Source organism: Bacillus inaquosorum, assembly GCF_023238325.1.
Lineage (GTDB): Bacteria > Bacillota > Bacilli > Bacillales > Bacillaceae > Bacillus > Bacillus inaquosorum.
On record NZ_CP096592.1, the window covers coordinates 875,724 to 888,499 of the forward strand.

General features: G+C 46.5%; 7 protein-coding genes and 3 pseudogenes. 7 read left to right on the forward strand and 3 right to left on the reverse strand.

Annotation, left to right across the window (positions count from 1 at the left end):
* Positions 1-94: 94 nt before the first annotated feature.
* On the forward strand, positions 95-487 hold the full coding sequence (locus M1M80_RS04295; RefSeq protein WP_003239874.1) for a DnaJ family domain-containing protein: 393 nt from the start codon (positions 95-97) through the stop codon (positions 485-487).
* Between the two features lie 129 nt (positions 488-616).
* Complete coding sequence (locus tag M1M80_RS04300; protein WP_060398159.1) at positions 617-2,032, forward strand: alanine/glycine:cation symporter family protein; 1,416 nt, start codon at positions 617-619, stop codon at positions 2,030-2,032.
* On the opposite strand, the pseudogene M1M80_RS04305 reads toward M1M80_RS04300, so the two are convergent.
* Together M1M80_RS04305 and M1M80_RS04310 are read right to left on the reverse strand one after the other, a co-directional pair.
* Positions 2,029-2,254 (reverse strand): annotated as a pseudogene (locus M1M80_RS04305) (endospore germination permease); the annotation flags it as partial. The gene M1M80_RS04300 and the pseudogene M1M80_RS04305 overlap by 4 nt on opposite strands.
* A gap of 16 nt (positions 2,255-2,270) precedes the next feature.
* A pseudogene (locus tag M1M80_RS04310) lies at positions 2,271-2,627 on the reverse strand (spore germination protein); the annotation flags it as partial.
* A gap of 222 nt (positions 2,628-2,849) precedes the next feature.
* Here M1M80_RS04310 and treP point away from each other — a divergent pair.
* From treP to M1M80_RS04330, 4 genes are all read left to right on the forward strand, one after another.
* A complete protein-coding gene (gene treP, locus M1M80_RS04315; protein ID WP_060398161.1) occupies positions 2,850-4,262 on the forward strand; it encodes a PTS system trehalose-specific EIIBC component in 1,413 nt (470 codons plus the stop codon).
* A gap of 70 nt (positions 4,263-4,332) precedes the next feature.
* A complete protein-coding gene (gene treC / locus M1M80_RS04320) occupies positions 4,333-6,021 on the forward strand; it encodes an alpha,alpha-phosphotrehalase (RefSeq protein ID WP_060398162.1) in 1,689 nt (562 codons plus the stop codon).
* 20 nt (positions 6,022-6,041) lie between these two features.
* Positions 6,042-6,758, forward strand: a complete 717-nt coding sequence (gene treR / locus M1M80_RS04325) for a trehalose operon repressor (RefSeq protein ID WP_060398163.1) — start codon at positions 6,042-6,044, stop codon at positions 6,756-6,758.
* A gap of 140 nt (positions 6,759-6,898) precedes the next feature.
* The gene (locus M1M80_RS04330) at positions 6,899-7,564 is read left to right on the forward strand and encodes an NAD(P)H-dependent oxidoreductase (RefSeq protein WP_019257780.1); all 666 of its coding nucleotides are present in this window, start codon (positions 6,899-6,901) and stop codon (positions 7,562-7,564) included.
* 35 nt (positions 7,565-7,599) lie between these two features.
* On the opposite strand, the pseudogene M1M80_RS04335 reads toward M1M80_RS04330, so the two are convergent.
* A pseudogene (locus M1M80_RS04335) lies at positions 7,600-12,014 on the reverse strand (multifunctional 2',3'-cyclic-nucleotide 2'-phosphodiesterase/3'-nucleotidase/5'-nucleotidase).
* A 242-nt stretch (positions 12,015-12,256) separates the two neighbouring features.
* Between M1M80_RS04335 and yfkM the strand changes: the two are divergent.
* Complete coding sequence (gene yfkM / locus M1M80_RS04340; protein WP_019257782.1) at positions 12,257-12,775, forward strand: general stress protein 18; 519 nt, start codon at positions 12,257-12,259, stop codon at positions 12,773-12,775.
* Position 12,776: the final 1 nt, after the last annotated feature.

Here is a 12,776-nt window from a genome sequence, read left to right on the forward strand (position 1 = left end):
TAAAAAGAGGTTTCTTTTTAGAAAATAAGGAATAAAATGGTATTGTGACGGTTGTATGATAAAATATAAGCTATAAATGAAAAGAGGTGGAAGGATGGATTTTTCTCATATTGTGTCTGAAGATAAAATTAAGCGCGCCATCAAAGACGGAGAATTTGAAAACCTCCCGGGAATGGGAAAGCCGCTGCCAAAAGATGACGCGGCACACTTGCCCGAATCGCTCCGCATGAGCTACCGTATGTTAAAAAATGCGGGAATGGCAGAGGACGAGGGTGCGCTCAAAAAAGAGCTTATGACCATCGACCATTTAATCGCAAAGTGCTATGACGACAAAGAACGCGAGCAATTAATGAGAAAAAAAACAGAAAAGCAGATGATGCTTGATAAGCTTGTCGACAAAAAAGGCATGTTTTCAAAGCCAGCGTCCGCTTTTTATAAGAATAAAGTATATGACCGGCTTGGACGAAACAGACCTTCTTCCAGCTGATTTTTCCTGTCTGAAGGATGGCGATTGATAACAGCCATCCTCTTTATGTTCCAGCAGTTCTCAGTCTTATAGGTTTATGTTTTTCCATCTGCGGGGAAATGAACTCATAAACGAAAAAAGGGTGATGGGATGGAACGACTATTGGAATGGATAGAGAGAATATCTGATTGGCTGTGGGGGCCGCCGCTAATCATCTTGCTGACGGGGACGGGATTGTACTTCACCATTTTGCTGAAATGTTTTCAATTTCGCTATCCGTTATATATTTTGAAGCAGACGATCGGCAGCGTAGGAAAAAAGCCGAAGGGAGAGGGCACAGTCACACCGCTTCAGGCATTGACGTCAGCCCTTAGCTCAACAATCGGTGCGGCGAACATTGTCGGTGTGCCTGCTGCTATTATGTTTGGCGGTCCCGGAGCGGTTTTTTGGATGTGGCTTATTGCCTTATTTGCGATGGCGATTAAGTTTTCTGAAAGTGTGCTTGCTGTTCATTACAGAGAAAAAAACGAGCAGGGGGAATTTGTCGGGGGACCGATGTATTACATAACAAAAGGGCTGCGCATGAAATGGCTCGGCGTATTTTTCTCTGTTGCGCTGATCGTGGAGCTGGTCCCGAGCATCATGGTTCAGGGGAATTCGGTTTCAGTCTCACTTGCCGAAACGTTTTCTTTCAATAAAATATACGCGGGAATCGGCATTGCATTTTTGATCGGGTTAGTGGTGATAGGAGGGGTCAAGCGGATCGGAAAAGTAACAGAGTTTATCGTGCCTCTTATGGCAGGGGCATACGCGGGAGCCGGTCTTCTGATTGTTCTCATGAATTTTTCATCAGTGCCGGCATTTTTCTCTCTCATCTTTTCGAATGCGTTTACCTCTTCTTCAGCAGTTGGAGGATTTGCAGGTGCTGCACTGGCTGAAACCGTTCGCTGGGGATTCGCCCGCGGGCTGTATTCTAATGAAGCAGGAATGGGAACAGCCCCGATTGCACATGCGGCGGCTATGACTGATCACCCTGTGAGGCAAGGGTTCTGGTCTGTGATCGGCATTGTCATTGACACCTTGATCATCTGCACCACCACGGCTTTTGTCGTCCTTGCATCCGGAGTCTGGACAGGGAAGAATGCCTCAAATGACCCGGCGGCACTGACGACGGCTGCATTTCAGCACTATTTCGGTTCTGGAGGAGGGTACTTCGTCTCGATTTCCCTCGTTTTCTTTGTTGTCTCGACCATTATGGTTGTCATTTTTTACGGCGTTAAGCAAGCTGAATTTCTGTTCGGGCGGCTGGCAGGACATGTGATCAAATTCGTTTATTTAGCGGCTATTATCATAGGTGCTGCTGGCGGAGCAAAAGCCATCTGGGGCTTTCTGGATCTAGCATTGGCTTTTATTCTCGTTCCGAATGTGATTGCACTGTTGTTATTGAGCAGAAAGGTAAAAGCGTTATATACCGAATTTTTTACATCTGAACAGTATTATCTGAAAGATAGAGGAAAAACAAAACAGAACTCTGTTTATCAGACAAAAGAGGCCAAAAATTCTTAGTGTTTTGCTTTGGCGGCGAACATCGCTTTGCTTTTGATGATCAAAAAGATGAATAAAAGCAGCAAAAAGGAAATCAATACATTGATGATCGGCTTGATTCTGTTAAAGTCGATCAGCTGCTTTGTATTTAGAAAGAACCAAAAGCTGGATACGACGAAAACATGCCGGTTGGTGTTACATGGCTTTCAGGTCGACTTTTGAATGTAATAAGGAAAGTCCGTATCTTCAAGATCAATCATTTTGAATGCCCTCCGGCAAATAAAACCGCGTTTCCCTCAATGATGGATGCAGCCCCTTTGCTTAAAATCGTTTCTGCCGCAACGCTTGAAATCGATAGTGTATTTTGCAGCGCTTCTTTATGTTCATCTATCTGATCCCCATCAAATCCCTCAAGCAAGGTCGGAGGGCGTGAGCCTGTATATGTTCAGATTTTACAATTCCTTCGATATAAACAATAAATCCGCACAGCACGTTTCCAAAGTTAAATTGTCTAAATACGATGTCTGAGCAGCCTTCTGTTAATAAAGTCAGATTATCGAAGTTCTCCTTCAAATTGGGAGAGAGCGGTCTGTCCTGATTTCTTAAGCTCTTTGATGAGCTGAAGCGCTTTTTCTCGCGTTTATCCATGGCTCACCCTGCTTTTTCAATGTCTTATTCAATAAGTGCTTGTGACTTTTTAGGGGAACTTTGTTGTTTTAGATATTCCTGGCCTAGGATGAAAGCGCTATAAAAAGTTGTTGACGACATGTATATACAGGAATACAATATAATCATAAGTTGTATATACAAGTTATAAAACGAATACGGAGGGGTTGGCATGGGGGAACTGAACAAATCGGCACGGCAGATTGTCGAAGCAGTCGGCGGTGTTGAAAATATTGCAGCGGCAACTCATTGTGTGACACGTTTGCGTTTTGCATTAATAGATGAGAGCAAGGTTGACCAAGAGGAACTTGATCAAATTGACGTTGTGAAGGGGTCGTTTTCGACAAACGGGCAGTTTCAGGTCGTAATCGGCCAGGGAACGGTCAACAAAGTATATGCTGAACTGGTCAAGGAAACGGGGATTGGCGAGTCAACAAAGGATGAAGTGAAGAAGGCTTCCGAAAAAAATATGAATCCTTTGCAACGTGCTGTAAAAACGCTTGCAGATATTTTTATTCCGATATTGCCTGCGATTGTCACGGCAGGTCTCTTGATGGGGATCAATAACATTTTAACGGCGCAAGGCATTTTCTTCAGCACAAAGTCGATTGTGCAGGTCTATCCGCAGTGGGCGGATCTCGCTAATATGATTAACCTGATTGCGGGCACGGCCTTTACGTTTCTGCCGGCGTTAATCGGCTGGTCTGCGGTCAAACGGTTCGGCGGCAATCCGTTGCTTGGCATTGTGCTCGGCGTGATGCTCGTGCATCCTGATTTGCTGAACGCGTGGGGCTATGGAGCCGCGGAACAAAGCGGAAAGATCCCGGTATGGAATTTGTTTGGACTTGAAGTGCAGAAAGTCGGCTATCAGGGACAGGTGCTCCCGATTTTGCTGGCTTCCTATATGCTGGCGAAGATAGAGGTGTTCTTAACAAAACGCACACCTGAAGGCATACAGCTGCTCGTTGTCGCGCCGATTACGCTTCTCGTAACAGGATTTGCCTCTTTTATCATAATCGGCCCGGTTACATTTGCGATCGGAAACGTGCTGACTTCAGGGCTTATCTCGGTGTTTGGCTCTTTTGCCGCACTGGGCGGTTTGTTATATGGCGGTTTCTACTCGGCGCTCGTGATTACCGGCATGCATCACACGTTTCTTGCAGTCGACCTGCAGCTCATCGGCTCAAAGCTCGGCGGCACTTTTTTATGGCCGATGCTGGCGCTTTCTAATATCGCACAAGGTTCGTCTGCGCTGGCTATGATGTTTATCGTGAAGGATGAGAAACAAAAAGGCCTTTCCCTCACTTCAGGGATTTCAGCTTATCTCGGCATTACAGAGCCTGCCATCTTCGGGGTGAATCTTCGATACAGATTCCCGTTTATTATTGCGATGATCAGCTCAGGGCTGGCCGGAATGTATATTTCTTCCCAAGGTGTGCTGGCAAGCTCCGTCGGTGTCGGCGGCGTGCCGGGGATTTTCTCAATCATGAGCCAGTACTGGGGCGCGTTTGCAATCGGGATGGCCATTGTATTGATCGTGCCGTTTGCCGGAACATACGCGTATGCGAGATTCAAACATAGATAACCAATGGGGAGCGGGACGTGTTGAACGTTCCCTTTTCCCGTTTTTAATTTAAATATGGTGGTGGAGACAGATGAAAACAGAACAAACGCCATGGTGGAAAAAAGCCGTGGTCTATCAAATTTATCCGAAAAGCTTTAACGATACGACGGGAAACGGTGTCGGCGATCTGAACGGCATTATTGAAAAGCTTGATTACTTAAAAACACTTCAGGTGGATGTGCTTTGGCTGACGCCGATTTATGACTCTCCGCAGCATGATAATGGGTATGATATTCGTGATTATTACTTGATTTATCCTGAATACGGGACGATGGAGGATTTTGAGCGCCTGCTGTCTGAGGCGCATAAAAGAGGCTTGAAAGTCGTCATGGATCTTGTCGTCAATCATACGTCAACAGAGCACAAATGGTTTCAAGAGGCGGTCTCGTCAAAAGACAGCCCGTACCGTGATTTTTATATATGGAAAAACCCGCAGGAAAACGGTTCTGCTCCAACGAACTGGGAATCGAAATTCGGCGGCTCGGCATGGGAGCTTGACGAAGCGTCGGGCCAATACTATTTACATTTGTTTGATGTGACGCAGGCTGATTTGAATTGGGAAAATGAAGAGGTCAGAAAGCATGTCTATGACATGATGCATTTTTGGTTTGAAAAGGGAATAGACGGCTTCAGGCTTGATGTCATTAACTTGATTTCTAAAGATCAGCGCTTTCCGAATGCGGAAGACGGAGGCGATGGCCGTTCCTTTTACACTGACGGGCCGCGGGTGCACGAATATCTGCATGAAATGAACGAAAAGGTGTTTTCGCTTTATGACAGTATGACGGTCGGTGAGATGTCTTCGACGTCTGTGGACCATTGCATCCGGTATACGAATCCTGCCAATAAAGAACTTGATATGACGTTCAGCTTCCATCATCTCAAGGTTGACTATCCAAATGGTGAGAAATGGGCTTTGGCGCCGTTTGACTTTTTGAAGCTGAAGGAGATCTTATCCGAGTGGCAGACGGGGATGCACGCTGGAGGAGGATGGAACGCTCTGTTCTGGTGCAATCACGATCAGCCGCGCGTCGTATCGAGATATGGAGATGACGGCGCGTACAGGGTGAAATCGGCGAAAATGCTCGCTACCGCCATTCATATGATGCAGGGCACGCCTTATATTTATCAGGGTGAGGAGCTGGGAATGACGAATCCGAAGTTTTCGGACATCAGCTCCTATCGGGATGTCGAATCGCTGAACATGTATCACGCCTTTAAGGAAAAAGGAATGGCTGATCAAGAGATCACAGCGATTTTACAGGCGAAATCCCGCGACAATTCCAGAACGCCTGTCCAATGGGATGATACGCCGAATGGCGGTTTTACAAAGGGCACGCCATGGATACCGGTCGCCGGCAACTATCGGGAAATCAATGCCGAAGCGGCGCTGAAGGACCGGAACTCGGTGTTTTACCATTATCAAAAGCTGATTCAGATTCGCAAAACATATGACATTGTGACAGAGGGAACATATGAGTTAATCGCAAAGGACGACCCGAACATTTTTGCGTATCTCAGACACGGCAGCAATGAAAAGCTGCTCGTCATCAATAATTTTTACGGGACAGAGGCAGCCTTTACACTGCCGGACTCTTTAGCGCCTGACGAGTGGAAGGCAGAGGTGCTGTTGACGAACGATGAGGTGAGGGAAGAACTGCAGAACATGACGCTCCGTCCGTATGAGTCCATTGTTTATCGTTTAACGAAACCGTGTTAAACTAAGCTGGGTGGTCCATAATGAAGGTGAACAAATTCATCGCAATCTATAAAGACATTGCACAGCAAATTGAAGGCGGCCGGTGGAAAGCGGAAGAGATTCTTCCGTCTGAACATGAGTTGACCGCACAGTATGATACATCAAGAGAAACGGTCCGAAAGGCGCTTCACATGCTTGCGCAAAACGGCTATATCCAGAAAATCAGAGGGAAGGGCTCCGTCGTCCTCAACCGTGAAAAAATGCAGTTTCCCGTTTCAGGCCTTGTCAGCTTCAAGGAGCTCGCGCAAACGCTTGGCAAAGAAACGAAAACAACTGTACACAAATTCGGACTGGAGCCCCCGTCAGAGCTGATCCAAAAACAGCTCCGGGCCCAGCCGGATGACGACATTTGGGAAGTCATCAGGTCTAGAAAGATTGACGGGGAACATGTGATTTTGGACAAGGATTACTTTTTCAGAAAGCATGTGCCTCACCTAACGAAAGAAATCTGTGAAAACTCCATATATGAATATATAGAAGGAGAGCTCGGTCTTTCAATCAGCTATGCCCAAAAAGAAATTGTAGCCGAGCCGTGTACGAATGAGGACAGGGAGCTGCTCGATTTACGCGGCTATGACCATATGGTCGTGGTGAGAAACTATGTCTTTTTGGAGGATACGAGTCTGTTTCAATATACGGAAAGCAGACACCGTCTCGACAAATTCCGGTTTGTTGATTTTGCGCGGCGGGGAAAATGAGAAAGGCGCCTGCCTGTGGCAGTGCGCTTTTTTTATTTGGTATCAAAATTGATACTATCCAACAAAAATGTGCGTACTTTTACTTTTTATCATAATGGCTACAATAGAGATGAGAGTAACCAAAAGGAGAGGTGTTTAACATGGCAGATCTAAAGAAACAAATTCTCGATGCATACAATTTCAGACATGCAACAAAGGAATTTGACCCAAATAAAAAAGTATCAGACAGCGATTTTGAATTTATTTTAGAAACGGGAAGACTGTCTCCGAGCTCCCTCGGCCTTGAGCCTTGGAAATTTGTTGTCGTCCAAAATCCGGAATTTCGCGAGAAGCTTCGCGAATATACATGGGGCGCGCAAAAGCAGCTTCCGACCGCAAGCCACTTCGTCCTGATTCTTGCGCGTACAGCGAAGGATATCAAATATGATGCGGACTACATCAAACGTCATTTAAAAGAAGTAAAACAAATGCCTCAGGACGTGTATGAAGGCTATCTCAGCAAAACAGAAGAGTTCCAAAAAAACGATTTGCACTTGCTTGAAAGTGACAGAACATTGTTTGACTGGGCATCAAAACAAACCTATATTGCGCTTGGCAACATGATGACTGCCGCTGCGCAAATCGGCGTTGATTCTTGCCCTATCGAAGGATTCCAGTATGATCACATTCACCGCATTCTTGAAGAAGAAGGCCTTCTGGAAAACGGAAGCTTCGACATTTCTGTGATGGTGGCATTCGGCTACCGTGTACGAGACCCTCGTCCGAAAACAAGATCTGCTGTTGAAGATGTTGTGAAGTGGGTCTAAATAAAGAAAGCTGCTCGATAATGAGCAGCTCTTTTTTATGCCTGATTCGCTCTATTCTGTTTTCTCCTCTGATGCAAGTACATTGCCGTTCCGAGCGCGCTGATCAGAAATCCGGCCAAGAGAATCGAGTACATGGATGTGGCTGTATCCGGAAGCAAGCCGCCAGCCGGGCCGTCCGTACCTGATCCACCCGATCCGTTTCCACCAGAGCTGTTTGTCGGGTCTGTGCCAGGAGGTGTATCATTTCCTCCATTCCCGTCAGTCGGCTGTTTTCCGCCTGGTTTATCAGAGCCTCCGCCATTGCTGCCGTCATCACCGCCTGTCGGCTGATCGGACGGAAATTCGGGCGGTTTGTTATTCTCACCGGAATTTAAGATCGTGTATTCGCTGAAGTGGTTTGTGTACCCTGTTATAATATCATCGTCGACTGATCCGTTTTCTGTCTTTGTAAAAGTTTTCTTTTTACGATCAACATGGTAAATGGCAGGGTTATGGGCTTCTTCAATATCAAACATGCGAAGCGATAGCTGAACGGGTTCTTTAAATGATTTCACTTCTTTTCCTTTTTGCTTCACTGTAAAGTCATATACGTCTCCGATGGACACGTCCAATTCACCGGTAGATTTGATTCCAATTGCAGTGTCCGCGGTTTTAAGGTTCGCCATTGGCATCTTCATGCTGTACCAGTAGTTGAACACCGTCAATGAAGGATCTGACTCTCTTTCTTTCAAAAGCTTGACCTGATCTTTTTTCACTTTAAGATTGATAGGCTTCTCTTGAGATCCTTCATGTGTTCCATAATAGACAAAGGGCGTGTTGGCATTTTTCGCATAAATCGCAAATTTGTCTTCATCGAGTGTCCAGCTGCCGTCCTTCTGCTTTGTCGGCAGGAATACTTCTTTGATGCGTCCTTCGATTTTAGGAGAGACCTTGTTTCCTAGTTTTTTCAGCTGTTCAGTGAAAATCTCATAATCCACGTAGCCAAGGTCTTCACCATGGGATGCCTCTGTGAAGACAGAGTATCCGTCTCCTCCGGCGCCGACAAAATTATTCGTTGCCACGCGGTAGGTATCATCCGTATTCAGATCAACTTTGTCTCCGTTAGGCGATTCGAATTTCACGTCTAAAACACGGTGTCCAGGTTCGTTGTTTAATGTAAAGGTATATTCGATTCCGGCCACCTGAGGGAAGGCGCCGCCTCCGTTTTCCACATTGCTTAAGCCTTGTTCAAGGGCTTCTTTGATTTGTTTTCCGGTCAAATCGGCCACGTAAAGCGTGTTGCCGAACGGCATCACGTTCAGCACCTCGCCGAGTGTGATGTCGCCTTTGTCAATGCCGGCTCTGATGCCGCCGCCATTTGTTATCGCTATTCTGGCGCCGGCTGCTTCTTTCGCTTTTGCCAGCATGCCGTCCGCGATGAAGTTTCCGAGGTTGGTTTCCTTCGTGCGCACATGCTCACGCTGGCCGTCAAGCGCGACATCCGTGTAGCCGACTTTTTCATTTTTCACGTCCTCTAATTCACTTTTGAACTGATCGAGCTCTTTTTTGGCTTCTGCGTTTTCTTCTGTATGTTCATCAATCGGCAGTACGCTCAGATTTGATTTGTCTGTTTGCACCACGCCGTTCTCATCAAACGCAACATCAACACGCCCCAAGTATTGGCCGTATTCTTTGGCCTGCGCCACGATCGTCGGCTCTTCGTTGTTCACGACTTCCATTTTGTCAACGAGGGTGTGGGTGTGTCCGCCGATGATCAAGTCAATGCCTTTTACTTTTTTGGCTAGCTCAAGATCACGGTTATGCCCGATATGGGTTAAAGCGATAATTTTGTTTACTTTTTCTTCTTCCTTAATCGTTTTGACAGTGTTTTGCGCTGTTTCAAACGCATCATGAAATACGATGCTTTTGCCCGGGCTTGATGTGGTGGCTGTATCTTCCGTTGTCAGTCCGAATACAGCGACTTTCTCACCATCAACATCTAACAGAATGTAAGGGTGGATGCCAGGCTCTTTCTTTTCACCTGCCGTAAAGGTTTGCGGCTTTTTGACATATGATGTCAGCTTAGGCTCATTTGATACATCTACGTTTGCGCTGACGACCGGAAATTCAGGTGCTTCAAAGTGATAGCGGTTTGCCGGATCGACGGTTGTGCTGTTTCCGCTTAGAAAATCAGAAAGCACTGTCGGACCTTTATCAAATTCATGGTTTCCGAAAGTCATGGCGTCATAGCCCATCATGTTCATGAATTTCAAATCGGCTAAACCGTTCCATTTTGTGAAATACAGGTCGCCCGAAAACACATCCCCCGCATCAAGGAGAATGTTGTGATCTGTTTCGTTTCGTACTTCGTTGATTTTCGTCATTCGTCTCGCTGCGTCATCGAGGTGGGCGTGCGTATCATTCGTGTGCATCACAGTCAGATCCCACAGTCCGTCTTTAGGAGGCTCAGGATTTGAATCATCATCGAATTGCAGCTTGTACACACCGTAGCCATCATTGGCAGACTCGCCTACATATGCAACATCATCTGCTTTATCGGCAAATGGCTTGGCCAAAAGCGAGGATTCGAACGTCAAATTCGTTCCGGAAACAGGTGCGATTGACCAGTTGTTGTCCGCTTTTGGATTGACCAGTTGTTGTCCGCTTTTGGATTGACTGTTTTTTGTTCAATAATGTAATCCATCAGCACCTGTCTGTTTTCAACCGCGGAGCCGTGGACAATCTTATCGCTCGTCAGGTGAGGAAAACCGCCGCCTCCGGATGCGCGATAATTATTTGTGACGACGAGAAATTCTTGGCTTGGGCTGATCGGCTTACCTTCATAGGAAAGGTTGATAATCCGTGATGAATCCGCATTGACCACTTTTCCGTTCTCATTGTATTTAGCCGGTTTTGTAACATCGACCTGATATGTGACGCCGTCAATCACGTCAAAATTGTAGGAGCGGAAATTCTCATTCAGCAAGGCTTGATCGCCGCCTTTTGACGGATCAATGTGATTGAATTGGCCTGCTGACATCTCCAGCCAGTCCTTGACCTCGCTTCCTGTCAGCTTGACGATCTGAACGGTATTATCGTAAAGATACAAGTCACCGACATTTTTAATGGCAAGATCTCCGGCCGGAATGTTCGTATAGTAATTGGCCCCGTTTCTGCCGCCTGCTTTAAACGGCGCTCCAGCGGATAAAATCGGCATGTCCTTGTACTCGGTATCCTTCATTTCTTTTTCGGCGTACCATTTTTGCGCATCGGTCACAACCTGAATGGAAGGGTCATCCTTGACCTGTGCAAAGAAGCTGTTAATATCTGCTTCTGTTTTGCCGACTGGTTTTCTGACATATTCCAGTGTGTTTTGGTGTGTTTGCTGAATGGTGTTTGTGACCGTTTCATTTCGGGATGTGACGGTGCCGGCAATTGATTCAATACTGCCTTTGGAATCTGCCACCTTCCATGAGCCGTCCGTTTTTTCGAGTTTGAGGTCAATCACGCCTAAGTATTTGCCCCAGCTGCTTGGCATGACGACAGGAATGCCGTTAATCGTTCCTTTTTCAACATCGAATTGGGCAGCACCCGCATACTCGGCGGAAGGGAAGAGTCCGTGCTGATGGCCCGAGATGATCGCGTCAATGCCTTTCGTTTTGGTGGCAAGATCAAACACGGCGTTTTCCGCGCCAGACGATTGCGCCTGCTTTTCAATGCCGGTGTGGGCGAGGGCAATAATGACATCTGCGCCTTCCGCCTTCATTTTCGGGATCGTTTCATTGGCGGATTCTACGATATCCTGCACCTGCACCTGACCCTCGAGATTCTTTTTGTCCCATGTCATAATTTGCGGCGGGACAAAGCCTATGTAGCCAACCTTCACTTTCTGCTCATTGCCGTTTTCGTCGGTGACGGTTTTTTCTTTAATGACATACGGCGTATAGCGGTTTTCACCGCTTGTTGTTTTGACGTTGGCATTTACAATCGGAAAATCGGCTCCTTTGATCGTGCCGTCCAGAAAGTCGAGCCCGTAGTTGAATTCATGATTGCCCAGTGTGCCGGCGTCGTATTTCAGCGCATTCATGACGCTGATAATCGGGTGGGTTTTCGCACCGGAAATAATGTCGTCTTTTTCATATTTCACCGCGTATTCGCCCAGCGGATTCCCTTGAATCAAGTCGCCGTTATCGACGAGAAGGGTGTTTGGGTTTTGCTGGCGGTGCTTTTGGATCAGCTGTGCCGTTCTTGCCAGGCCAAAATCCGTCGTTTCTTTGTCGCTGTAGTAATCGTAATCCATCATGTTGGCATGAATATCAGTCGTGGCCAAAATACTCAGATGTACCTGAGGGGCCGCGCTTTCTTCTGCATGAATGGGTGGTGTTGGGAGGATTAGGCTAAGTATCATAATTGGGGGCAAAAGAATACGGAGAATGTTACCGACGTGTGTTCGTCTTTTCTGTATTCTCACCAGTTCTCCACCTTTCAACGAAATTTGTGTTACAGCTCCTATTGTAAGAATATTTTGTAACTATTTGTAGGTGTTTCTTTATGATTATTGTAAAAGGGAGAAAAATGAGTATTATGTAACGGCATCAAACGACAGCTGCTGGGTATTTATGCTTAGCGCTTGTCAGATCTGCGGAATGTTTATTTTAGTGTGGCTGGGGTAGAGTGTTTTATGTAGTCATATTAAGCGGGAGGTTATGAATGATGGGGAAAAACATTGCAGTTGTTTTGACAGATTATTTTGAGGACAGCGAGTACACGGAACCTGCGAAAGCCTTTAAAGAAGCGGGACATGAACTGACTGTTATCGAAAATGAAAAAGGAAAAACAGTAAAAGGCAAGCAGGGGAACGCGGAAGTGACGGTTGACGCGTCCATTGATGACGTAAACCCTTCAGACTTTGATGCGCTTTTGATTCCCGGAGGATTTTCACCAGACCAGCTTCGAGCTGATGACCGTTTCGTCCAGTTTACAAAAGCGTTTATGACTGACAAAAAACCAGTATTCGCCATTTGCCACGGCCCGCAGCTCTTAATCAACGCGAAAGCGCTCGATGGCCGAAAAGCAACAGGCTATACGTCCATTCGTGTTGACATGGAAAACGCGGGTGCCGACGTTGTGGACCAGGAAGTGGTCGTTTGCCAACATCAATTGGTCACAAGCCGCACACCGGATGATATTCCGGCATTTAACCGCGAATCTCTCGCATTGCTTGAGAAATAAG